Here is a 21,632-nt window from a genome sequence, read left to right on the forward strand (position 1 = left end):
CACGGTGCGGCGGGCTTCCGCGGGTGGCGCGGGCGCGAAGGCGCCGCCGCCGGCGGGCGCCGTGGCGCCCTGCCCCGTGTGCCGGGCGGGTGCGCTGTCCATCGTCATCGGCTGACGCTCTCCTGGTTCAAGGGCCGGGGCCTGCCAAGCAGTTCGTGGTACAGGCCGGTGACCGCGTCCGTGGTCCGCCGCACGTCGAACTCCGTCCGGGCGTGCTGCTGGGCCTGCTCCCCGAGTTCGGTGAGCAGCCGCGGTTCGGTGAGCAGCCGTCCCAGGGCCTTGGCCAGTGCCGTCGGGTCCTCCGGCGGTACCAGGCAGAGCCGTCCCTGGCCGGGCGGCAGGCTCTCCCGGGCACCGCTGACGTCGGAGACCAGGACCGGGCGGCCGCAGGCCATGGCTTCGAGCGGGGCGAGCGCCATGCCTTCCCACCGCGACGGCAGTACAACGAGATCGGCGGCCCGAAGCCACGGGCGGATGTCCGCCGCGGCCCCCGCGAAGTGCACGCCGGGCGGGGCGGCGCGGCGCAGCCGCTCGGCGTCGGGTCCGTCGCCGACGAGGGCGAGGCGGGCGCCCGGGACGTTGCCCAGCAGTTCGGGCCAGGCGCGCAGCAGGACGTCCTGGCCCTTCTGGGGGCAGAGCCGGCCGACGCAGACGGCGAGCGGGCCGTCGCCGGTGAGGGCGGCGGGCAGGGGGAGGGCGGCCCGCGCCTCGGCGCGTTCGCGGTCCGGGTCGCGGTGGGCGGGGCGGAAGCGGTCGAGGTCGACGCCGTTGCGGATCACGGACCAGCGGGCGGTGACGCCTTCGGACTGGCCGGCCCGGCGTTCGGACTCGCTGACGCAGAGCACCCGGTCGGCCCAGCGGGCTCCGGCCCGTTCCCAGCGCAGCGCGAGGGCGGCGGTGGCGCCGCCGACGGCGTCGAAGGACCAGGCGTGCGGCTGGAACACGGTGGGTACGCGGCCCCGTACGGCGATCCGCCCGGCCAGTCCCGCCTTGGCGCTGTGGAGGTGCAGCAGGTCGGGGCGGGCGTGGCGGATCAGCCGGGCGGCGCCGAGTACTTCCGCGGGCAGGCCGGGGCCCGGGGAGCGTCCGGCGCGCCAGGTGAGCACCTCGGCGCCGGCGGCGCGGGCGTCGTCGGTGAGGTGCCCGCCGGGCGGGCAGCCGACGAGGACCCGCAGTCCGGCTGCGGTCTGGGCCCGTACGAGGTCGGTGACGACCCGGGCGACTCCGCCGTCTACGGGCTGCACGAGGTGCAGGACGGTCAAGGGCTCCGGGGAAGGTGTGGGGGCTGGTGAGGACTTTTTCCGCACGGGGAGTGGTCTCCTGCGTTCAGCGGCGCGCGTCTGTCTGAACGAAGAGCACACCGAGGAATTGACCCTGGCTTTCGCCCGTGAACCTGAAGTTCAGAGTGTGGGCGCCCCCGGACAGGGCGGGGCTCAGATCGAACACGTCCGCGTCATATCCGAGGTTATTCATATGTTCGGGCTGTCGCACGAACGAGGGACGTCCGAATTCTGTGATAGTAGAATTCATCACATCATTGAAGGGGTTTTCGGCATCGCTGATACTGATCCGGCGACCACTGTCGGCGGTCACCGTGAGTGAGTCCCCGAGGGTCCCGCGGTCCCCGTCGTACGCCACCACCCCGGCGCGTCCGCTCGCCCCGGCCGGCGCGTTCAGCCCCGCGATCTCCACCGTCTCCCCGGCGGCCTCCCCGGCCCCGGCGGTCAGCGACTCGAAGCCGTCCCACAGGGAGATCCGGCGCAGCGGCTCCCCGGGGTTCTCGTACGCCACGACCAGGGTCCAGCCGCCCCAGGCACCCACCTCGGAGTGCCCCATGGCGATGTTGAGCTGGGCGACCGTCCACATCCCGGCGCCGCCCCTGCGCACCATCGGGGTCACGTCGGCGGAGGCCTGATAGGCATCGCTGCCCGCGTCGGTGTGGTGGCCGACGACGGTGTCGGCGAGCACCGCCTTGTAGGCGCCGCCCGGTTCGGCCACCAGCACCCGGCCGTTGTCCTCGGGCGGCTTCTGCTCGCCCACGCGCAGGTTGCCGCCCCAGTACAGCCGGGCGTACGAGACCTTCGCGCCCTGCGGCACCTTGAGTTCGGCCCGGGTGGAGTTGTAGGTGTCGGGATCCTTGTCGACCTCGTCGTAGAACATCTCGAAGTCGCTGTTGACCCCGGCCGCCCCCTTCTGCACCTCAGGGCACGGCTCGGCCTGGGGGGACTCGGCCGAACGGCAGCTGATCGAGGAGTTGGAGGCCCGTACCAGGCCGCCGTGCTGGACCGCCTGGTAACGCTGCGTGAAGGGGATCCGGGGTGATTCACGGACGGCGGCGGGAGGGGCCGGGGGCGCGGCGGCCTCCGCCACGGGGACGAGTGCGGAAAGCGTGAGGCAGGACAGCAGGCCGACTGTGCCGAGGATTCTGCGGGAGGAACCCATGACGCCTGTCTCCATTTTCGATCAAGGGGACAAAACAGGAGTGCACTTTGTCAGAAATCAGCCTGGAAATCACGCCGGACTCGCTCGTACGGCCTTTTGGGCGATGAATCGCACCCTGGCGCCGGGCGGGTCGTTATGGGTTGCACCGTCGTTCGAACCGAAAGGGAAAACGAGGAGGGGGAAGACGCCGGCGCGCGGCACCACCACGGCCGTCGGCGCGGCCGCCCCGCCCGGCCCCTCGCCCAGCCCCCCGCCCGGCCCCTCGCCCAGCTCCCGTTCGGCGACGCCCGCGTGAACGCCTGAGCGTCAACCGCGCCGTCCGAAACGGCGGCATCCGAGTGAAGTCACGCAACCCGGGCCGGGGGCGGGCCGTTGATCCGGGTGCTCCTGTACCGGGCAATCCTGCAAAAAAGGGACGATAATGATCAAGAAGTTTGTGGCCGGCGCAGCGGTTGCCGCCTCCGTCGTGGGTCTCGGTGCCGCCATGGCCCCGCAGGCGATGGCCATCGGGAACGACAACGGCATCAACACCGTGAACGGCAACAACTCCGCGCAGATCTACGGCAACCAGGCCACCTACGGCAACATGAGCCCGCAGATGGCGCTGATCCAGGGCTCCTTCAACAAGCCCTGCATCGCCCTGCCGGCCAAGGCCAACGTCCAGTCGGTGCTGGCCCTCGTCAACGTCGGCGTCCAGGACATCCCGGTCCTGTCCAGCCCGCAGAACCAGCAGTGCACCGAGAACTCCACCCAGGCCAAGGGCGACGAGGCCCTCTCGCACATCCTGGACAACATCCCGATCCTCTCCGGCAACGCCTCCGCCGGCAGCTGACCGCACCCCAGCGCCCCGCGCCAGCGAGGCCGCCGCACCCCCGGGGCGCGGCGGCCTCGCCGCATGCCGGGCCCGCGTCAATTCCGCCACCGCAAATAGGGGCGGAAATTGCACGGACGAGCGGCCGGACCATCGGAGTGAATTCGTCCACACCCTCCGGAAAATCCCGGTTTCTTTTTCCCCGACCGCTCGTTGTTATTTGTGCAGCGGATACACCTCTGCGGGAAGGATTGAAATCAAATGACCTACAAGAAGGCAGTCGTCCTGGCCGCCGGCATCCTGATGGCCGCCGGTGCCGCCGCCCCCGCCATGGCTGACGCGGGCGCCGCGGGTCAGGCCGTCGGCTCCCCGGGCGTCCTGTCCGGCAACCTCGTCCAGGTCCCGGTGCACGTCCCGGTGAACGTCTGCGGCAACACCGTCAACGTGATCGCGCTGCTGAACCCCGCGTTCGGCAACACCTGCGTCAACGCCTGACGCAGCGCCTGTGCCCACCAGGGCAGACCTCCTCGGGTGGCCTCGGAGTGCACGGCGGTGCACTCCGAGGCCGTCTTCGATTGAGCACCGGCCCCCGCGCCGGTAGACAGGGAAAGACCCATGCGACAGGTACTGAGCCGACAGGTACTCGGCAAGGGGGTGCTCACGGCGGCGGCCGCCTCCAGCCTGCTGTCGATCGCGGCCGGCGCGGCCTACGCGCATCCCGGGGCGATGTCCGAGGCCTCTCATTCGCCGGGCGTGCTGTCCGGCAACAGCGTCTCGGTACCGATCACGTTCGCGCCCAACGTGTGCGGCAACAGCGTGGACGGGGGTGCGGCGCTCAACCCCGCGATGGGGAACACCTGCGTCAACACGACCGGCTCCGACGCCGGCCACGACTACGAGCGCTACCTCAGCCCCGAAAGCTCCGCGGCCCTGGAGCGCTACCTCGACGAGCGCGAGCAGCAGCGGGGCGGCCGGCACGCCCTGCCCGCGCAGCGCCAGGACGAGGAACGCGGCTACGGGGGCGGGGGCCACGAGGAGCCCCGCGCGCACGCCCCGCGGCACGCGGCACCCCGCCCGCAGCAGGACCGGCACGAGGACCGGGGCGGCTACGGCGGCCCCGCCGACGAGGACCGCGGCCCGCAGGGCGAGGAGGAGTGCGACGACCACTCCCCGCACCCCGCGCCCCACGCCGAGAACCCCGCACCCCACCCGGCCCCGCCCGCACCCGCCCCGCACCACCCGCAGCCCAAGCCCCTGCCGAAGCCCCAGCCGCACCCGCACCCCGCGCCCCGCCCGGCGCCGGCCGCGGACCATCCGGCACCGGCTCCGGCACCGCACGTCCCGGCAGCGCAGGCTCCCGCCCCGCGGCCGCAGGAGCAGGAGCAGCCGCACACGCTCCCGGCGCCCGTCCCGGCCCCGGCCCCGGCCCCGGCGCAGGAGGCTCCCCGGCCCCCGCTGCCCGAGGAGCAGCCCAAGGATCAGCCCGGGGAGCAGCCCGGGGAGCAGCCGCACACCCTCCCCGCGCCCGTCCCGGCGCCGGCCCCCGCGCCCCCCGCCGCGCAGGAGGAGGCGCCCGCTCCCCGGCCGCCGCACGGCAGCCTGCCGGTGGAGCGCCCCGCGCCCGCCCCCGTACCGGTCGCGGAGACCGTGCCCGCGGCCGACCAGCCTCCGGCGGCCCCCGCCGGTGACGTCCCGGTGCACCTGCCCCCGGTGCCGGCTCCCGTCCCCGCGCCGGCTCCCCCCGTGACGGCCGCCCCCGCGCCGGTCCCGGCGACGGCTCCCGCACCCGCCCTCGCGACGGCCCCGGAGCTGGCCGCGACCGGGGCCGGGCAGGCCGGAGCCGCGGCGGCCCTCGCCACGGCCCTGGTCCTCGGCGGCGCGATCCTGTACCGGCGGTCCCGGATCGCCTGACCGGGAATACCGGTAATCGGAAGAGTCGGAAGAATCGCAAGAAATATCGGCCGGAGAATCCCTTGACGGATTCTCCGGCCGCTGCCGTGTGCCCGGTCCGCGTTTCCGTGGCGGCGGGTAATCGTTACCCAGGGCGAAAGCGGCGCGACGGGCGCCGCCGATGCCTCCGCCCACGAAAAGAAAAGGATTTCGATAATGAAGCTCTCCCAGGTCGCCGCCGTCGTCGTCGGCTCCGTCGCCGCCCTCGGTGCCGCGACCCCCGCCTTCGCCGCCGACGCGCCGGCCTCGATGCCCCCCATGAGCGCGACGGGCGGGCTGACCGAGGTGCTGAACGCCGCGGGTCCCGTCACCGAGTCGCTCCCCCAGACGGTGGGCAACGGTCTGGCCGAGCAGGGTCAGACGGTCGACAAGGCCGTCGGCACCGTGCAGAAGGTCAACACCATCCGCAACAACGCCCCCGGCGAGGTCCTCGGTCTGGCGAACGGCGCCACCCAGGCCTCCCCGCTGCTCGGCGGGGTGAAGCTCAACGGCGGTCAGTGAACCGGCCCCGGACATGACTGTGGGCGCCACCGGCGAGGCCGGGGCGCCCACGGTCACGTGGTGCCGACTGGGACGTGCGTACGTCAGTCGTTGACGCAGACGTTGCCGAACGCGGGGTTCAGCAGGCCGACGACGTTCACGGAGTTGCCGCAGACGTTGACCGGGATGTGGACCGGGACCTGGGCCAGGTTGCCCGAGAGAACACCGGGGGAACCCACGGCCGCGCCTTCGGCCGAGGAGTCGGCGGAAGCGGCGCCCGCGGCACCGGCAACGGCGAGACCGGCGGAGGCCAGGGCCACGGCGGCCTTCTTGGCAGCAGAGTTCATGGGAAGTGCACCTTCTCTTCGATGTCCTGCCCCGATCCCGGGGCTCACACCGAGCGAAACGGTCCACCACCCGGGACGACACGGTTCCGGGCCGGATCTGACCTGTTCAGCCCAATAGTCGTAACCATCGGACCCGGAACCCGCCGTCCGCGCGGGCTAGTTGCTCAGCGGAATGTCGGGAATCGCCGGGATCGGCGGGATCGCGGGAACCAGGGTGCCCACCGGGGGGACGGCCGGAGTGGCCGGCAGGGCCGGAACCGTGACCGGGAGCTTGGGGAGTTCGATCGACGGGAGCTTGAGGTCCGGCAGGCCCGGGATGTCCGGCAGGGCGGGCAGTTTCGGCAGTTGGATCGGCGGCAGGCTCACCCCGGCGGGCAGCAGGCCCGTAAGGGACTTGAGGAGGTCCTCCAGCGTCTTGGTGAGGCCTGCGAGGAGGTCGTCGATCGGGCCGGCCGCGACCCGCTCCTCGATCCGGTCCACCTGCCGCCGCACGGAAGCCACCCGTTCCGTGACGGAGGCACCGGAACCGTCCGCGGCGCCCGCGGGGGCGGCCGCGCCGGACAGTATGACGACCGCGAGGGCCGACGGGACGAGGACGCGGGCGCGGAACGGCTTGGTGCGGTGCATGGAGTGTCCTTCTGTGGTCGCACGAAAACGGAACAAATTGATCCGCTTCTTCACCCACCGTGCGAACACCTCGTACGGAGCGCAACCGGACCTCGGGCGCGCGGCCGGCGCCAGGGGCTGCGTACGGGCTTCGCGCAGGCGTCCGGAGCGGCCTCACCCGGGCCGGGGAAAAGCGCCCCGAGAACGGGCCGATTGAGTGAAGGGGCGGAACCAACCCCCCGGCGGGCCAGTTGACCAGGGCGCTCCACACGTGGGCACTCGTGCGAAAGAAGGACAGTGATGTTCAAGAAGATCATGACCGCCGCCGCGGTCTCCGCCGTCGCCGTCGGGGCGGGCGCCGCCATCGCGACCCCGGCCATGGCCATCGGGAACGACAACGGGATCAACACCGTCAACGGCAACGGCGCCTCCCAGATCTACGGCAACCAGAAGACCGAGGGCGACCTGAGCCCGCAGCTCGGCCTGGTCCAGGGCAGCCTGAACAAGCCCTGCATCGCCCTGCCCGCCAAGGTCAACGCCCAGTCGCTGGTGGCCCTGCTCAACATCGGCGTCCAGGACATCAACGTCCTGTCCAACCCGCAGAACCAGCAGTGCACCGAGAACTCCACCCAGGCCAAGGGTGACGAGCCGCTCTCGCACATCCTCGACAACATCCCCGTGCTGTCCGGCAACGCCTCCGTCGGCAGCTGATTTCCCGCTCCCCCTCCCGGTCAGGGCCACGGCGCCCGTGGAGCAAAGTGACGGGGCCCCGGCGGCGTCCAGCCGCCGGGGCCCCCGCATGTGCGCAGCCGCCGGTCAGCCCGTCCAGAAGTCCCACCACCGGGTGAGGATCAGCATGCCGATCACGCCCAGGTGCAGCGCGGGCGGCGCCCAGCCGAAGTCGGCGAAGAAGGTCCGCAGCGGGCCCGGGGCGGGCAAGATCCCCGTACGGACGTTGTACGCCGTGACCGCCCAGAACATCAGCAGCGTCGCCGTCCAGGCCAGGCAGCACCACAGGCACAGGGCGTTGATCTCGTAGAGCGACTGCACCATCAGCCAGGCGCAGAAGCCGGTCCCGAAGAGGGTGCCGGCGTTCAGTCCCAGCCAGAACCAGCCCCGGTAGCGGGCCCCGGCCAGCAGGCCCGCGGCCACGCAGACCACGACGGCGTAGCAGGCCAGCCCGAGCATCGGGTTGGGGAAGCCGAACGCGGCGGCCTGCTCGCTCTTCATCACGCTGCCGCAGGAGACCACCGGGTTGAGGCTGCACGCGGGCTTGAAGTCCGGGTCCTCCAGCAGGAGGAACTTGTCGAGGGTGATCACCCAGGAGGCCAGCAGTCCGGCGGCCCCGGTGGCGGCCAGCAGCCAGGCCAACGCCCGTGACGGCGGGGCCGGTTCACACTCGGGGAGGTTGCCGGAGCGGCGCTGCTGGCGCGGGACGCTCACTGTATTCATTGCCATGCCGCCCATATTCCCCCCGATCGCCACATAGTGCCGCCAACCCTGACCAACCGTGCGCAAGTTGACCTGAAGGTGTGGCGGGAACCCCTGATACTTCCCGGACGTTTTACCGAACCCCGGACGTGATGTCAGAGCCAGGGGCTACGTTGTGCTTCCGCGAAGTGACAAGCTGCGACGGCCTGGAGACCCACCTTGAGCGATCCGTACGAGACAACCGAGGCGCACCTCGAGCGACTCCTGGGCCGCGCCCTCAACTCCTTCGACCTCCCGGACCCGCTGGTCGAGCGCCTGGGGGCGGCGCTCGCCCACAGCTCTTCGCTGTACACCACGCACCACAGCCCCTCGGCGGGGCTGTGGCGGGAGACCCACCGGCACACCTACCTGCTGCCCGACGGCGCCGCCGTCTCCCTCTGGGAGCTGGCCTACCGGCTGAAGGGCGACCGCGGCACCCGGTGCGAGGTGTACGCGGGCAAGGACGAACTCCGGCTCGCCGTGGCCCGGATATTCGGTGAGACCCCGTCGGACGCCGTGCTGTCACCGCTCGGGGACGGCGGGGACGAGGACGGCCTCGACGGCGATCTGGCGCTCCTCGGCGCCCTGTTCGCCGCTCCGTCGCCCCGGGAGCGGCACCGCGAGTACACGGTGGAGCAGTCCGCCGACCACGCCCGCCGGGTGCTGCGCCGGGCGGAGAACGCCGACCGCCCCGGTGAGCGGGTGGCGGCGTTGCTGCGCTCGGCCTACGCGCACCAGATCACCCAGGCGTTCGGCGGCCGCCAGTGCCTGGCCGACGGCCGGGACGCCGGTTTCAGCCTGTACGAGCACTCCTTCGTGCTGCTCGACGGGACGGAGCTCAGCCTGTGGGAGGTCGAGCACACGGCCACGCCGGACGGCCGCCACATGTGCGAGGTCTACGAGAGCGAGGCCGCCGCGCGCGGGGCGATGAAGCTGCGGACCCGGGTCCGCTAGCCCCGGGCCGGACTCCCCCGCCTCCGCTCGGTCTTCCGCCTTCGGGCCGTCCGCGGTCCGCCTCCGGTCGGGCTCCGGCCCGCCTGCGGCCCGTCTGCGGTCAGGCTTCGGTCAGGGGGAGGTCCAGCGGCGGGTCCGCGGTGACGCGGACCGCGTCCGGGCGCAGGTCCGCGGGCGTCGGCACGGCGCTGCCCGGGAGCTGTACGGCGGCCGCCCCGTGGGCGAGCGCCGAGGCGAGGGCGGCGGGGCCCGCGCCTCCCGCAATCAGGAAGCCGGCCAGGGAGGCGTCGCCGGCGCCGACGTCGCTGCGGACCGCCGCGACGGGGGCGGTTCCGTGGAAGGCCCCGTCCCGGGAGACCAGGAGCTGGCCGTGTCCGCCGAGGGAGGCCAGGACGGCACCCGCGCCGAGGCCGACCAGTTCCTCGGCGGCCTTGACCGCGTCCCCCAGGGTGGCCAGGGGGCGGCCCACCGCTTCGGCGAGCTCCGCCGCGTTGGGCTTGACGACGTCCGGGCGGGCCTTCAGGGAGGCCAGCAGGGCGGCCCCGGAGGTGTCGACGGCGATGCGGGCGCCCGCCTGATGGGCGCGGGTGACGATCTCGGCGTACCACTGCGGCTCCAGGCCGCGCGGCAGGCTGCCGCAGCAGGCGATCCAGGCGGCGTCGGCCGGGCAGGTGCGCACGGTGTCGAGGAGGAGGGCGGATTCGGCGGGGGTGAGTTCCGGACCCGCGCAGTTGACCTTCGTGAGGGTTCCGTCGGGTTCGGCGACCGCGATGTTCGACCGGGTGCTTCCGGCGATGGAGACGGCGGTGACGTCCACGCCCTGCGCGCCGAGGAGTTCGGCGAGCAGGGCGCCGGAGGCGCCGCCGAGCGGGAGGACGGCGGTGGCGTGCACGCCGGCCGCGACGACGGCCCGTGCGACGTTGACCCCCTTGCCGCCGGGGTCGACGCGCTCCCCGGCGGTGCGGTGCACCTCGCCCCGGACCAGTGCGGGCACCTCGTAGGTCCGGTCGAGGGAGGGGTTGGGGGTGACGGTGAGGATCATACGAGCACGACTTCCGTACCGGCGGCCTCGATCGGGGCCTGGTGGGCCGGGTCGAGCCCGGTATCGGTGATGAGGACGTCCACGTCCGCGAAGGAGCCGAAGCGGGAGAAGCGCTCCTGGCCGGCCTTGGCGGAGTCGGCGAGGAGCACCACCCGGCGGGCGGCGGCGATCGCGGCGCGTTTGACGGCGGCCTCGGCGGGGTCGGGGGTGGTCAGGCCGACCTCGGCGGTGAAGCCGTTGGTCGCGAGGAAGAGGACGTCGGCGCGGATCTCGGAGTAGGCGCGCAGGGCCCAGGCGTCGACGGCCGCGAGGGTGCGGTGGCGGACGCGGCCCCCGACGAGGTGGAGGTCGACGCCGGCGTGGTCGGCGAGTCCGGCGGCCACGGGCAGGGCGTGGGTGACCACGGTGAGCGTGAGCGTCTCCATGCGGGCCATCGCGGCCGCGACCCGGGCGACGGTGCTGCCGGCGTCGAGGATGACGCTGCCGCCGATGGGGAGCCGGGCGAGGGCGGCGGCCGCGATGCGGTCCTTCTCGTCGGGGGCGGCGGTCTCGCGGGAGGTGAGGTCGGGCTCGAAGCCGAGCCGGCCGGCCGGGATGGCCCCGCCGTGCACGCGGCGCAGCAGTCCGGCGCGGTCGAGGGCGGTGAGGTCGCGGCGGACGGTCTCGGAGGTGACCTGGAACCGCTCGGCGAGGGAGAGCACGTCGACCCGTCCGGCTTCGCGGGCGAGGCGCAGGATCTCCTGCTGGCGCTCGGGTGCGTACATGTGGGTTTACGTCCGTTCGATGCCCGGTTGTGTGACCTTGCCTCCGACGGTACCCGCACATGAGGGATAAAACCAAACTAAACGGACATGCCCGCCTGTGGGGGCGGGCATGTCCGTGCGCGGGGCCCTGGGCCTGGACGGCCGGGGCCCGGGGTCTAGACGGCCGGGGCCGGGGCCGGGGCGACCGCGTCCTCGCCGCCGCTCCCGTTCTCGTACTCGCGCTGCTGGTCGGCCATCGAGACCTGCTTGCGCGGCAGCAGGAACATCACCGCGAAGATCAGGACGAGGACCGCCACGACCCACCACAGGGCGCTGCGGAAGGCCTCGACGTAGGGCGGGCCGTAGATCATGTCGTCGTCGAGCACACCGAAGAAGACGACGGAGGTCAGGCCGAGGCCGAGGGCGTTGCCCATCTGGCCGGTGGTGTTGATCAGGCCGGAGGCCGATCCGGCGTGCTCGCGCGGCACCTGGGAGAGCACGGTGTCGGTCAGCGGCGCCACGATCAGGCCCATGCCCAGGCCCATGACGATCAGCGGGGCCGCCATCTGCCAGGACGCGATGCCCATGCCGTAGTGGTCGGACTCCCAGATGTAGAGGAGCAGACCGGCGGCCATGAGCAGCGCGCCCGCCTGGAGCACCTTGCGGCCGAAGCGCGGGACGAGCTTCTGGACGGAGATGCCCGCGGCGACCGAGACGGCGATCGAGAAGGGGATGCCGGTGGTGCCGGCGCGCAGGGCGCTCCAGCCGAGGCCCATCTGCATGTAGAGCGTCCAGACGAGGAAGAAGATGCCGGTCGCGATGCCGAAGGTCAGCTGGACGGCGATGCCGCCGGCGAAGCTCTTGACCTTGAAGAGGGAGAGCTCGACGAGCGGGGAGCCGTCCTTGCGGATCTTGTACTTCTCGTAGAGGACGAACGCGGCGAAGACGACGGGCGCGAGTCCCATGCAGACGAAGCCCCACAGCGGCCAGTCGTTCTCCCGGCCGTGGGTGAGCGGGAAGATCAGCATGACCAGCGCGAGGGTGGCGAGCACGACGCCGACCAGGTCGAGGCGCAGGGCCTTGGGGGCCTTGGACTCGGTGATGAACCTGCGGCCCATGAGGATGGCGGCGATGCCGACGGGCAGGTTGATCAGGAAGATCGGGCGCCATTCGAGGCCGAAGATGTTCCACTCGGTGAGCAGCGCGCCGAGCATCGGGCCCGAGACGGCACCGAGGCCGATGATCGCGCCGAACATGCCGAAGGCCTTGCCCCGCTCGTGCGGCGGGAAGGTGACGTGGATGATCGCCAGGACCTGCGGGACCATCATCGCCGCCATGGCGCCCTGGAGGATGCGGGAGGCGACGAGCATGGAGGGGTCGGCGGCGATGCCGCAGAGCAGCGAGGCGGCCGTGAAGCCGGCGACGCCGAGGAGGAAGAGGCGCTTGCGGCCGTAGATGTCGCCGAGACGGCCGCCCGTGATCAGGCCCGCCGCGAAGGCGAGGGCGTACCCGGCGGTGATCCACTGGATCGCGCTGGTGGAGGCGCCGAAGTCCTGGCGCATGCTCGGTATCGCGATGTTGACGATCGTGACGTCGACCAGGTCCATGAAGGCCGCGGTCATCACGATGGCGAGCGCCAGCCAGCGGCGCGGGTCGGCGGGGGAGCCGGTTGCTTCTGCCGGGGCGGCGTTCCGCTCTTCTCGTACGGGCCCGTTCGTTCTTTCGGGCGATGTCTTGGACGTCTCGGTGCTCATGGAGAGAAACCTAGACGGGATGTAGGTCAGATGGTGTCCGCATTCGCTGGCAATCTGGCTCCATGAACGACACCCCTGCCCGGCTGCTCACCCTGCTGTCCCTGCTCCAGACCCCCCGCGAATGGCCGGGCAGCGAGCTGGCGGTCCGGCTGGAGGTGAGCGCGCGGACGATCCGGCGGGACATCGAGCGGCTGCGCGACCTCGGGTACCCGGTGGAGGCCTCGCGGGGCGCGGAGGGCGGGTACCGGCTGGTGGCGGGCGCCGCGATGCCGCCGCTGCTGCTCGACGACGAGGAGGCGGTGGCGATCGCGGTGGGGCTGCGGGCGGGCGCCGGACACGCGATCGAGGGGGTGGAGGAGGCCTCCGTACGGGCCCTGGCGAAGCTGGAACAGGTCCTTCCGGCCCGGCTGCGGCACCGGGTGGGCGCCCTGCAGTCGGCGACGGTCGCGCTGACGCGGGGCGACGGCCCGAGCGTGGACCCGCGCACGCTGACGACGATGGCGGGGGCGGTGGCCGGCCCGGAGCGGCTGCGGTTCGCCTACCGGGCGCGGGACGGGGCCGCTACGCGGCGGCTGGTGGAGCCGTACCGGCTGGTGAGCACCGGCAGCCGCTGGTACCTGGTGGCCTACGACCTGGAGCGGGAGGACTGGCGGACCTTCCGCGTGGACCGGGTGAGCGAACCGTTCGCGACGGGGGCCCGGTTCGTCCCGCGGGAGCTGCCCATGGACGCGGCCGCGTTCGTGCGGCGCGGGCTGCGGGGCGGGGAGACGTACCCGGTCGAGGTGTCCTTCGCGGCGCCGCCGCGGGAGCTGCCGGGGTGGCTGCGCGAGACGGCCGTGGCGGAGGGGGAGGGCTCCCTGGTCCGCTTCGAGAGCGGGGACGCCCCGGAGTGGGTGGCGGCGCGGCTGGCGCTGACGGGGGTGCCGTTCACGGTGCGGGGGCCGGAGTTCCTGGCGCGCAGCGCCCGGACGCTGGCCGACCGGCTGGCGGCGGGTGCGGGGGCGGGGGCAGGCGGCCCGGCATCGGAGGGGGAGCGGGCGGGGGCGGAACCGGAATGAGGGAGCCCCGGCACCTGGGGGGGGTTAGGTGCCGGGGCTCGTCCGGGGGGGCGGGACGCTGGCCGGTCAGGCCACGGCGTCGAAGCCGGTGTCGCGGGCCATGCGCTTGAGTTCGAGCAGCGCGTGCTTCTCGATCTGCCGGATCCTCTCGCGGGTGAGGCCGTGCTGCTTGCCGACCTCCGTCAGGGTCCGTTCGCGGCCGTCCTCGATTCCGTACCGCATCTTGATGATGGACGCCGTGCGCTGGTCCAGCTTGCCGAGGAGGTCCTCCAGTTCCTCGCTGCGCAGCAGCGAGAGCACGGACTGCTCGGGCGAGATCGCCGAGGTGTCCTCCAGCAGGTCGCCGAACTGGGTGTCACCCTCGTCGTCCACGGACATGTTGAGGCTGACCGGGTCACGCGCCCAGTCCAGGACGTCGCCGACGCGCTTCTCGGTGGATTCGAGTTCGGCGGCGATCTCGGCGTGCTCCGGGTCGCGGCCGTTCTCGCGGTTGAACTCGCGCTGCACCCGGCGGATCCGGCCGAGTTCCTCGACCAGGTGGACGGGGAGGCGGATGGTGCGGGACTGGTCGGCGATGGAGCGGGTGATGGCCTGGCGGATCCACCACGTGGCGTACGTGGAGAACTTGAAGCCCTTGGCGTAGTCGAACTTCTCGACGGCGCGGACCAGGCCGGCGTTGCCCTCCTGGATGAGGTCGAGGAGGGGCAGCCCACTGCGCGGATAGCGGCGGGCGACGGCCACGACCAGGCGGAGGTTGGAACGGATGAAGACTTCCTTGGCGCGCTCGCCCTCGGCGGCCAGGGCCTCCAGCTCCTCGCGCGCGGGGGCCTCCCCCTCGCGGTCGGTCGCCTCGTCGAGGATCTGCCGGGCATAGACGCCCGCCTCGATGATCTGCGAGAGCTCCACTTCCCTGGCGGCGTCGAGCAGCGGGGTGCGCGCGATCTCGTCGAGGTACATGCCGACCAGGTCGCGATCGGCGATCTCCCCGCCCACAGCGCGGGCGCTGCTCGTGGACTGACGACGGGCGACGGCGCGGGTTGCCATGCGTGCTCCCTTGCGATGCGGTGAGTCGGTCGCGGTGCGTCCTCGGACACTCTCCCGAGTGCCCGCTTCCGAAGGAAACAACGACTGGAATCGGGACAGAATTCCCCAGCCGGTCCCTGTTTTCCGAGATCTTGCAGTATCCTGCCCCGCCATCCTTTACGCGGAGCTGACAGGACCGATGCGAGAGCCCGTGGAGGCGCAGGTCAGAGCGGGGACGAAGGTCATCGCGCACACCCTCGCCCGTCGGCGTGACCGCCACACCCGTGAGACCGTCGTCACATCCGTACGACGCCTTTCACCCGGGTGCGACGCACTCCCGGCCGCACTTCCACCCCTGAAGACGGGGCGCACCGGCCTCCGGTTGCCTGGACTGGCGAGCGAATGCCCGAATACGTCACAAGTGGGATAAATCGCTACTGACGGGCTCCCGCCCCCAACCCGTCCGGGTGAGCTTTCGGCATATCCCACCGGCACGGGACACCGCTCCCTAGCGTCGGGGGGTCGCTTGTGCCGCCCGGTCGGCGACGCCCACACTGAAGGAGGTGCTGAACCATGACCGCTCTCGCCCACGAGACGCTGGAGGCCGCAATGCCGAGGGTCACGACTCCCCCGTCGGACCTGGACGACGTCCTGTGGCAGGCATGGAAGGCCATGGAACTCCCCGAGGGCTACCGCGCCGAGATCATCGAGGGGTTCATCGAGGTGTCACCCACGGGCCGCTACGCACACGGACAGGCCTCGAACAGGCTGCGCCGTGCCCTGGACGCGTTTCTGACCGGCGGAGAGTTCGCCGCGTACCAGGACATGAACGTCATCCACGGCCGCGAGGCGTGGATCCCCGACGTGTTCATCACCCTGGAGGACGCCGAGGAGCACGTCACCGAGGACGGCCTCGGGATCGAGGCCTCGGCCGTCCGTCTGATCGTCGAGGTCGTCTCCCCCGGCGGTGACGGCATCACCCGCGACCGCACCCGCAAGCGCCGCGCCTACGCGCGCGCGGGGATCCCCGTGTACGTCCTGATCGACGACCACGACGACGGCGGCACCGTCACCGTGCTCAGCGCGCCCGATCCCGAGGCGGCCATCTACGCCGACGAGGTCAGGACCGCCTACGGGTCCGGCGCCACCGTGCCGGAGGGTCCCGCCAAGGGGTTCACCATCGGCGAGGAGATCACCGGGCCCCGCCGGGGGGCCTAGCCGTGGCCTAGCCGAACTGGAGGGAGCGCTTCGAGAGGCCCATCCAGAAGCCGTCGACCGGGGTCCGCTGGGCGCCGAGGTCGGCTTCGGCGGCGCCGAGGGTGACGAAGAGCGGGGCGAAGTGTTCCGTGCGGGGGTGGGCGAGGCGGCCCGCCGGGGATTTGGCCTCGAAGTCGAGCAGGGCGTCCACGTCGCCGGCGTCCAGGGCCTCGCGGCCCCACGCGTCGAACTCCGCCGACCAGCCGGGCACGCCGGGGCCGGTGTGCCGCAGGGCGGCCAGGTTGTGGGTGAAGAAGCCGCTGCCGACGATCAGCACTCCCTCGTCGCGCAGCGGGGCCAGCTTGCGGCCGAGGTCCATGAGCCGGGCCGGGTCCAGGGTGGGCAGGGATATCTGGAGCACCGGTATGTCGGCGTCCGGGTACATCTCCACCAGCGGGACGTACGCGCCGTGGTCCAGGCCGCGGTCCGGGATGTCCTGGACGGGGGTGCCGGGGGCCCGCAGCAGCTTGCGGACCGAGGCGGCCAGCTCCGGGGCGCCGGGAGCCCCGTAGCGCACGCGGTAGTAGTGCTCGGGGAAGCCCCAGAAGTCGTAGACGAGCGGCACCGGTTCGACGGCGCCGAGGGCGAGCGGGGCTTCCTCCCAGTGGGCGGAGACCATCAGGATCGCGCGCGGCCGGGGCAGGCCGGCGGACCAGGCGGCGAGCTCGGACGGCCAGAGCGGGTCGTCGGCGAGCGGCGGGGCCCCGTGACTGAGGTACAGCGCCGGCATGCGGGGGGTGGCGGTGGTCATCGGGCGCTCCTCGGTCATCGGCGCGGGGCCGCGGCGGGCGGTGCGGTACCGCCCCACAAAGACTAACCCCGCTTCGTTCAAATTTGAACGAAGCGGGGTGATCAGTCATTCCCGTACCGGCGGGGCCCCGTCAGTGGGCGATCACCGGGACCTTGAGCTCGGCCTCCTCGGAGCCGGCGCCCTCGCCGCCGGCCACCGGACCGCCGGAGCCGGGACGGCCCGTGTTGATCAGGGTGAACGCGATGGTCGCGCTGATCGCCAGGATGCCGACGGCCCACCAGATGGCGGCGGAGTAGCCCTCCACCATGGCCTGGGCCTGGACCAGCTTCCCGGCCGCGCCGCCCGCCGCGGCCTGCGCCGCGTGGTCGGTCAGGTACGCGGTGGTCGCCGAGGCGGCGATGGTGTTCAGCAGGGCGGTGCCGATCGCGCCGCCGACCTGCTGGGAGGTGTTGACCATGGCCGAGGCGACGCCGGCGTCGGCCGGGTTCACCCCGTACGTGGCCAGGGACATGGCCGGCATGAAGGCGGTGCCCATGCCCAGGCCCAGCAGCAGCTGCGCCGGCAGGATCAGCGCCGGGTAGGAGGAGCCGACCTCCAGCTGGGTCAGCAGCAGCATGCCGGTGGCGGCGAGCAGGAAGCCCGGCCCCATCAGCAGCCGCGGCGCGACGCGGGTCATCAGGCGGGCGCCGATCTGGGTGGAGCCCGTGATCATGCCCGCGATCATCGGCAGGAAGGCGAATCCGGTCTTGACCGGCGAGAAGCCCTTCACGACCTGGAGGTAGTAGGTGAGGAAGAGGAACAGGCCGAACATCGCGATGACGGCGAGGCCCAGCGAGAGGTAGACGCCGCCGCGGTTGCGCTCCAGCAGTACGCGCAGCGGCAGCAGCGGGGACTTCACCTTGGACTCGACGGCCACGAAGGCCAGCAGCAGCGCGGCGGAGGCGATGAACAGGGACACGGTGATCCCGTCCGACCAGCCCGCGGACTCGGCGCGGGTGAACCCGTAGACGAGCGAGACCAGTCCGAGGGTCGAGAGGATCACGCCCGGGACGTCGAGGCGGGCGCTGTTGCGGGAGCCGGCCGGCTCGCGGATGACCATCCAGGCACCGGCGGCCGCGACGATCGCGAAGGGGATGTTGACGAAGAAGGTCCAGCGCCAGTTGAGGTACTCGGTGAGGAAGCCGCCGAGGATCAGGCCGACGGCGCCGCCGCCGCCCGCGATCGCCCCGTAGATGCCGAAGGCCTTGGCGCGCTCCTTGGCGTCGGTGAAGGTGACGGCCAGCAGGGAGAGCGCGGCCGGGGCGAGCAGCGCGCCGAAGGCGCCCTGCAGGGCGCGGGCGCCCAGCATCATCGCCTCACCGGTCGCCGCGCCGCCCAGCGCGGAGGCCAGGGCGAAGCCGGCGAGGCCGGTGATGAAGGCGTTCTTGCGGCCCCACTTGTCGGCGATGCGGCCGCCGAAGAGCAGCAGTCCGCCGAAGGCCAGCGCGTACGCGGTGATGACCCACTGGCGGTTGCCGTCCGAGATGCCGAGGTCGGTCTGGGCGGAGGGGAGCGCGATGTTCACGATGGTCGCGTCGAGGACGACCATCAGCTGCGCCAGCGCGATGAAGACCAGGGTCTTCCAGCGACTGGGATCGGCGCCGGCCGGCGCGGGGGCCGCGGCTGTTTTGGACATGGGGGTACCCACTTCACTGTGCGGAATGACTGAAAACAACTACTGAGAAACGAAAAGACCGAATTGCGATATCGAAGCTAGGGGACGCCGGGTGGCCGCGTCACATGGTTTTACGCCGCAGGTCTTGCAACGTGGTTGCGGTGCCGGGCAGTTGAGAGCGGGCCGGAGCCCGCAGCCCGTCGAGGAAGAGCTGGAGGTGGCGGTGGACGAAGCGGTCCGCGCCCATGCAGTCCGTCCCCGGCAGGGGGCGGCTGAGCTGGGACAGGGCCACCATCAGGTCACCCACGCCGATGTCGGTGCGCAGCAGCCCGTCGCGCTGGCCGGCGGCGACCAGGCCCTCCACGGCCACTCCCAACGCGTCACGGGCGGCCAGGAGTTCGGGGTGCTCGCGGTCGAAGTCGGTGGAGAGCATGGGACACAGGGCGCCGATCCGCTCGTCGGCCGCGGCGTGCGTGAAGCGGCAGAGCGCGGCGAAGGCGTCCGGCTCCTCGGCCAGGGAGTCCTCGGCCTGGGCCGTGACCCGGTCCATCACGTAGAGCACCACGTGGTGGACGAGGGCGGCCCGGTCGGGGAAGTGCCGGTAGAGGGTGGCGTTGCCGACGCCCGCCCGGCGGGCGATCTCGTCGAGCGGGGCCTCCACGCCGGTTTCCACCAGCATCTCGCGGGCCGCCGCCAGGATCCGCTCCCGGTTGCGCACGGCGTCGGCGCGGGGCTTCGGGACCCGGCCGGGGGCCGTGGCGGCGGTCGCGGCGGAGCGGGTGGCGGGGGTCGCGGCCGAGCGGGTGGCGGGGGCGTCGAGGTCCGCGGACGCCTCGGGGGCGGTCGCCGGCGTACGGCTGGAGCTCTTCATCCGGGGCCTCCCTGGGGCTGGGACTCGTACGGGTCAATCGGCACCACCAAACGGGGAGCCGGTCCCCGGTTAGCGGGACTCCCATGCAAACGGGGATTGCGTCCCCGGTTATTTCACTCTTGAGTGTGACCCCGATCACATATAAATTTGGGCTGTTTCGTCTCGTTTGGGCGCTTCCGACGGGCGGGTGCGCCGCGGCCGACGGAGGGTGAGCGCACAGAGCGCAGTCCGGACCCGGCCGGCTGCCGCGGACCCGAAGGCGATCTCCATGCCGCAGACCCGCCACCGGATACGCAGACCCTGCCGCACCGGCGCCTACATCGGCCTGACGGCACTGGCCCTGGGCGTCACCGCCACCGCCAGCACCGGCATATCCGGCCGCAGCCACTCGGCCTCCGGCCCGGTCGCGGCGAGCGCGGAGTCCGTCCTGGCGCCCTGCCGGATCGCCGGGACCATGGGCGTCCAGATGTCGGAGGGCCTGCCGACGCCCCCCGGGTACTCCCGGTCGACCGGCGAGGTCCGCGCACTGAACCTGATGATCGACTTCCCGGACGCCAAGGGCGAGGGCTCGGCACTGGACCGGCTGGCGGAGTTCTTCCCCCAGACCTCCGACTGGTTCCGCACCAGCTCCTACGGGCGGCTCACCTACCGGGCCGAGGCCCCGATACGGAACTGGCTGCGGATGCCGATGCCCTTCGCGGCGTACGGGATCGAGCGGGGCTCCGCCTACGAGCCCGGCTACCGCCAGCTCGTCGAGCACATCGCGAGGGCCGCCGACTCCGAGGTGGACTTCAGCCGGTACGACCTGATCAACATCCTGGTCACCCCGAACGCCGGACCGTCCGCCCTGGACACCGTCCTGTCCGTCACCTTCTCCGGCAACGGAGAGGCCCCGATGGCCGACGGGGTGCCGCTCGCGAACACGTCCTTCGTCTACAGCCGGCAGGACGACGGCTCCGGCACCTACCGGGAGACCGGCTACCGGGTGCTCCCGCACGAGAACGGGCACGTCTTCGGGCTGCCCGACCTCTACACCCCGGACGGGGGCGGCACGGTCGGCCACTGGGACATCATGAGCGAGGACTGGGGGGCCAACAACGACCTCCTCGGCTGGCACAAGTGGAAGCTGGGCTGGCTCGACGGCTCACAGGTCAGCTGCGCCTCCAAGTCGGGGGTCAGCGACCACGTCCTGACGCCGCTGGCCGTCGAGGGCGGGACCAAGCTGGCCTTCGTCCCGCTGTCGGAGAGCGCCGGGTACGCCGTGGAGGTCCGCACCCGGGCCGGGAACGACGAGGCCGTCTGCAAGCCCGGCGTGCTCATCTACAAGGTGGACTCCGAGGTGGACACCGGGCGCGGCCCGGTGACGGTCGCGGACAGCGCGAGGGGGAGCGGCGGCTGTACGCGACGGCCCAACGTGCACGCGGAACTGTCGGACGCCCCGTACCGGCCGGGCGAGACCTTCACCGACGAGAAGGCGGGGGTCAGCGTCTCGGTGGTGGGCGAACTGCGCGACGGCAGCTACCAGGTACGGGTCACTCGGCCGTGAAGGGGCGGGGGGCGGCAGGGTCGGGGCGGGGGCCCGGGGTCCGGGCGGGGACCGGAGGTCCGGGCGGGAGCCCCCGAATCCGGGCGGAGCCTCACGGGCCCGGGCGGAGCCTCACGGGCCCGGGCGGCGGCCCGCGATCCTGCGGTCGGCGGTCGGCGGCCCGCGGCCCGCGGCCCGCGGCCGGGGAGCGGCTCACCCGGACGGCCGCCCCGACCGGCGGCGGGCCGCCCGGTCCCACCCTGATGGAGGAGCGCTTTCACCGGCTTTCGGCGCGGGATGCGGGCATGGTCGAAGCACTGATCCGCTTCCCCCGGAGGAGCCCGTCGTGACCGCCACCCCCACCACCCCCGAAGAGCGCCTGGCCGCGGCCGGGCTGGAGCTCCCCCCAGCCCCCGCGCCCGTAGCCGTGTACGTGCCGGCGGTCGTCACCGGGCACTACGTCCACACCTCCGGCCAGCTGCCCATGGTGGACGGCGCCCTGCCGGTGACCGGCAAGGTCGGGGACGGGGTGGGCGCCGATCTGGCCAAGGAGCTGGCGCAGCGGTGCGCGCTGAACGCGCTGGCCGCCGTCGCGTCGGTGGCCGGGGACCTGTCCGCGGTGAAGCGGGTGGTGAAGGTGGTCGGCTTCGTGGCCAGCTCCCCCGACTTCACCGGGCAGCCGGGCGTGATCAACGGCGCGAGCGAGCTCCTCACTACGGCATTCGGCGACGCGGGCATCCACGCGCGCAGCGCGGTCGGGGTGGCGGTGCTGCCGCTGGACGCCCCCGTGGAGGTGGAGATCACCGTGGAGCTCCACGCCCCGATGGGCGTGTGACGGGGCGCCACCGCGCGCGAACCCGGAGGCGCGCACGAGCATCCTCGCATACGTGACCA

General features: G+C 72.5%; 22 protein-coding genes. 10 read left to right on the forward strand and 12 right to left on the reverse strand.

The features are described from left to right. Positions 1–104: 104 nt before the first annotated feature. Positions 105–1,244, reverse strand: coding sequence for a glycosyltransferase (locus ABZW32_RS09840; RefSeq protein ID WP_356213708.1), 1,140 nt, complete (start codon positions 1,242–1,244; stop codon positions 105–107). A gap of 82 nt (positions 1,245–1,326) precedes the next feature. Beyond that, positions 1,327–2,442: a DUF3344 domain-containing protein gene (locus ABZW32_RS09845; protein ID WP_356213710.1), complete on the reverse strand. Its 1,116-nt coding sequence runs from the start codon at positions 2,440–2,442 to the stop codon at positions 1,327–1,329. A gap of 421 nt (positions 2,443–2,863) precedes the next feature. On the opposite strand from ABZW32_RS09845, the gene ABZW32_RS09850 reads away from it, so the two are divergent. From ABZW32_RS09850 to ABZW32_RS09865, 4 genes are all read left to right on the forward strand, one after another. Next, positions 2,864–3,274 carry a rodlin gene (locus ABZW32_RS09850; RefSeq protein WP_356213712.1) on the forward strand — a complete coding sequence of 137 codons (411 nt, stop codon included), beginning with the start codon at positions 2,864–2,866 and terminating at the stop codon, positions 3,272–3,274. A 282-nt stretch (positions 3,275–3,556) separates the two neighbouring features. Beyond that, a complete protein-coding gene (locus ABZW32_RS09855) occupies positions 3,557–3,748 on the forward strand; it encodes a chaplin (RefSeq protein WP_256462242.1) in 192 nt (63 codons plus the stop codon). A 120-nt stretch (positions 3,749–3,868) separates the two neighbouring features. After that, positions 3,869–5,164, forward strand: coding sequence for a chaplin (locus ABZW32_RS09860; protein WP_356213714.1), 1,296 nt, complete (start codon positions 3,869–3,871; stop codon positions 5,162–5,164). 195 nt (positions 5,165–5,359) lie between these two features. Further along, a complete protein-coding gene (locus tag ABZW32_RS09865) occupies positions 5,360–5,704 on the forward strand; it encodes a hypothetical protein (RefSeq protein ID WP_356213716.1) in 345 nt (114 codons plus the stop codon). 83 nt (positions 5,705–5,787) lie between these two features. Here ABZW32_RS09865 and ABZW32_RS09870 read toward each other — a convergent pair whose 3' ends face one another. Both ABZW32_RS09870 and ABZW32_RS09875 read right to left on the reverse strand, forming a co-directional pair. Continuing rightward, positions 5,788–6,030 (reverse strand): chaplin, encoded by a 243-nt coding sequence (locus tag ABZW32_RS09870; RefSeq protein ID WP_356213718.1) that lies wholly within the window; start codon positions 6,028–6,030, stop codon positions 5,788–5,790. Between the two features lie 156 nt (positions 6,031–6,186). Next, entirely contained in the window at positions 6,187–6,657 is a 471-nt protein-coding gene (locus ABZW32_RS09875; protein WP_356213720.1) for a hypothetical protein, read from the reverse strand. Positions 6,658–6,936: 279 nt separating this feature from the next. On the opposite strand from ABZW32_RS09875, the gene ABZW32_RS09880 reads away from it, so the two are divergent. Beyond that, complete coding sequence (locus tag ABZW32_RS09880; RefSeq protein ID WP_356213722.1) at positions 6,937–7,347, forward strand: rodlin; 411 nt, start codon at positions 6,937–6,939, stop codon at positions 7,345–7,347. 105 nt (positions 7,348–7,452) lie between these two features. Here the strand turns inward: ABZW32_RS09880 and ABZW32_RS09885 are convergent, their stop codons facing one another. Continuing rightward, positions 7,453–8,088, reverse strand: a complete 636-nt coding sequence (locus tag ABZW32_RS09885; RefSeq protein ID WP_356213942.1) for a vitamin K epoxide reductase family protein — start codon at positions 8,086–8,088, stop codon at positions 7,453–7,455. A gap of 198 nt (positions 8,089–8,286) precedes the next feature. Between ABZW32_RS09885 and ABZW32_RS09890 the strand changes: the two genes are divergently transcribed. Next, the gene (locus ABZW32_RS09890; RefSeq protein WP_356213724.1) at positions 8,287–9,060 is read left to right on the forward strand and encodes a DUF6227 family protein; all 774 of its coding nucleotides are present in this window, start codon (positions 8,287–8,289) and stop codon (positions 9,058–9,060) included. Positions 9,061–9,160: 100 nt separating this feature from the next. On the opposite strand, the gene pfkB is transcribed toward ABZW32_RS09890, so the two are convergent. The 3 genes from pfkB to ABZW32_RS09905 form a co-directional block, all read right to left on the reverse strand. After that, a complete protein-coding gene (pfkB, locus tag ABZW32_RS09895; RefSeq protein ID WP_356213726.1) occupies positions 9,161–10,102 on the reverse strand; it encodes a 1-phosphofructokinase in 942 nt (313 codons plus the stop codon). Continuing rightward, the gene (locus ABZW32_RS09900; protein WP_356213728.1) at positions 10,099–10,866 is read right to left on the reverse strand and encodes a DeoR/GlpR family DNA-binding transcription regulator; all 768 of its coding nucleotides are present in this window, start codon (positions 10,864–10,866) and stop codon (positions 10,099–10,101) included. Before ABZW32_RS09900 ends, pfkB begins: the two co-directional genes overlap by 4 nt. A gap of 155 nt (positions 10,867–11,021) precedes the next feature. Continuing rightward, positions 11,022–12,467 carry an MFS transporter gene (locus ABZW32_RS09905; RefSeq protein WP_356213944.1) on the reverse strand — a complete coding sequence of 482 codons (1,446 nt, stop codon included), beginning with the start codon at positions 12,465–12,467 and terminating at the stop codon, positions 11,022–11,024. A gap of 194 nt (positions 12,468–12,661) precedes the next feature. On the opposite strand from ABZW32_RS09905, the gene ABZW32_RS09910 reads away from it, so the two are divergent. Beyond that, positions 12,662–13,657, forward strand: a complete 996-nt coding sequence (locus ABZW32_RS09910) for a YafY family protein (RefSeq protein ID WP_356213730.1) — start codon at positions 12,662–12,664, stop codon at positions 13,655–13,657. Between the two features lie 66 nt (positions 13,658–13,723). Here the strand turns inward: ABZW32_RS09910 and ABZW32_RS09915 are convergent, their stop codons facing one another. Next, the gene (locus ABZW32_RS09915; RefSeq protein WP_356213732.1) at positions 13,724–14,701 is read right to left on the reverse strand and encodes a sigma-70 family RNA polymerase sigma factor; all 978 of its coding nucleotides are present in this window, start codon (positions 14,699–14,701) and stop codon (positions 13,724–13,726) included. Positions 14,702–15,253: 552 nt separating this feature from the next. Here ABZW32_RS09915 and ABZW32_RS09920 point away from each other — a divergent pair. Continuing rightward, complete coding sequence (locus ABZW32_RS09920) at positions 15,254–15,898, forward strand: Uma2 family endonuclease (protein WP_356213734.1); 645 nt, start codon at positions 15,254–15,256, stop codon at positions 15,896–15,898. Between the two features lie 7 nt (positions 15,899–15,905). On the opposite strand, the gene ABZW32_RS09925 is transcribed toward ABZW32_RS09920, so the two are convergent. The 3 genes from ABZW32_RS09925 to ABZW32_RS09935 form a co-directional block, all read right to left on the reverse strand. Then, a complete protein-coding gene (locus ABZW32_RS09925; protein ID WP_356213736.1) occupies positions 15,906–16,688 on the reverse strand; it encodes a class III extradiol ring-cleavage dioxygenase in 783 nt (260 codons plus the stop codon). 130 nt (positions 16,689–16,818) lie between these two features. Continuing rightward, a complete protein-coding gene (locus tag ABZW32_RS09930) occupies positions 16,819–18,363 on the reverse strand; it encodes an MFS transporter (protein WP_356213738.1) in 1,545 nt (514 codons plus the stop codon). A 100-nt stretch (positions 18,364–18,463) separates the two neighbouring features. After that, the gene (locus ABZW32_RS09935; protein WP_356213740.1) at positions 18,464–19,213 is read right to left on the reverse strand and encodes a TetR/AcrR family transcriptional regulator; all 750 of its coding nucleotides are present in this window, start codon (positions 19,211–19,213) and stop codon (positions 18,464–18,466) included. 268 nt (positions 19,214–19,481) lie between these two features. On the opposite strand from ABZW32_RS09935, the gene ABZW32_RS09940 reads away from it, so the two are divergent. Beyond that, positions 19,482–20,759: a M6 family metalloprotease domain-containing protein gene (locus tag ABZW32_RS09940; RefSeq protein WP_356213742.1), complete on the forward strand. Its 1,278-nt coding sequence runs from the start codon at positions 19,482–19,484 to the stop codon at positions 20,757–20,759. A 325-nt stretch (positions 20,760–21,084) separates the two neighbouring features. After that, the gene (locus ABZW32_RS09945) at positions 21,085–21,573 is read left to right on the forward strand and encodes a RidA family protein (protein WP_356213744.1); all 489 of its coding nucleotides are present in this window, start codon (positions 21,085–21,087) and stop codon (positions 21,571–21,573) included. Positions 21,574–21,632: the final 59 nt, after the last annotated feature.

The organism is Streptomyces sp. NPDC004667 (assembly GCF_040609475.1).
In the GTDB taxonomy this organism is placed as follows: domain Bacteria; phylum Actinomycetota; class Actinomycetes; order Streptomycetales; family Streptomycetaceae; genus Streptomyces.

Coding starts and splice junctions, on each gene's coding strand:
- ABZW32_RS09845 (WP_356213710.1), bottom strand. CDS start 2,442: ATGGGTTCCTCCCGCAGAATCCTCGGCACAGTCGGCCTGCTGTCCTGC.
- ABZW32_RS09850 (WP_356213712.1), top strand. CDS start 2,864: ATGATCAAGAAGTTTGTGGCCGGCGCAGCGGTTGCCGCCTCCGTCGTG.
- ABZW32_RS09855 (WP_256462242.1), top strand. CDS start 3,557: ATGGCCGCCGGTGCCGCCGCCCCCGCCATGGCTGACGCGGGCGCCGCG.
- ABZW32_RS09860 (WP_356213714.1), top strand. CDS start 3,869: ATGCGACAGGTACTGAGCCGACAGGTACTCGGCAAGGGGGTGCTCACG.
- ABZW32_RS09865 (WP_356213716.1), top strand. CDS start 5,360: ATGAAGCTCTCCCAGGTCGCCGCCGTCGTCGTCGGCTCCGTCGCCGCC.
- ABZW32_RS09870 (WP_356213718.1), bottom strand. CDS start 6,030: ATGAACTCTGCTGCCAAGAAGGCCGCCGTGGCCCTGGCCTCCGCCGGT.
- ABZW32_RS09875 (WP_356213720.1), bottom strand. CDS start 6,657: ATGCACCGCACCAAGCCGTTCCGCGCCCGCGTCCTCGTCCCGTCGGCC.
- ABZW32_RS09880 (WP_356213722.1), top strand. CDS start 6,937: ATGTTCAAGAAGATCATGACCGCCGCCGCGGTCTCCGCCGTCGCCGTC.
- ABZW32_RS09885 (WP_356213942.1), bottom strand. CDS start 8,088: ATGAATACAGTGAGCGTCCCGCGCCAGCAGCGCCGCTCCGGCAACCTC.
- pfkB (WP_356213726.1), bottom strand. CDS start 10,102: ATGATCCTCACCGTCACCCCCAACCCCTCCCTCGACCGGACCTACGAG.
- ABZW32_RS09900 (WP_356213728.1), bottom strand. CDS start 10,866: ATGTACGCACCCGAGCGCCAGCAGGAGATCCTGCGCCTCGCCCGCGAA.
- ABZW32_RS09905 (WP_356213944.1), bottom strand. CDS start 12,467: ATGACCGCGGCCTTCATGGACCTGGTCGACGTCACGATCGTCAACATC.
- ABZW32_RS09910 (WP_356213730.1), top strand. CDS start 12,662: ATGAACGACACCCCTGCCCGGCTGCTCACCCTGCTGTCCCTGCTCCAG.
- ABZW32_RS09915 (WP_356213732.1), bottom strand. CDS start 14,701: ATGGCAACCCGCGCCGTCGCCCGTCGTCAGTCCACGAGCAGCGCCCGC.
- ABZW32_RS09920 (WP_356213734.1), top strand. CDS start 15,254: ATGACCGCTCTCGCCCACGAGACGCTGGAGGCCGCAATGCCGAGGGTC.
- ABZW32_RS09925 (WP_356213736.1), bottom strand. CDS start 16,688: ATGACCACCGCCACCCCCCGCATGCCGGCGCTGTACCTCAGTCACGGG.
- ABZW32_RS09930 (WP_356213738.1), bottom strand. CDS start 18,363: ATGTCCAAAACAGCCGCGGCCCCCGCGCCGGCCGGCGCCGATCCCAGT.
- ABZW32_RS09935 (WP_356213740.1), bottom strand. CDS start 19,213: ATGAAGAGCTCCAGCCGTACGCCGGCGACCGCCCCCGAGGCGTCCGCG.
- ABZW32_RS09940 (WP_356213742.1), top strand. CDS start 19,482: ATGCCGCAGACCCGCCACCGGATACGCAGACCCTGCCGCACCGGCGCC.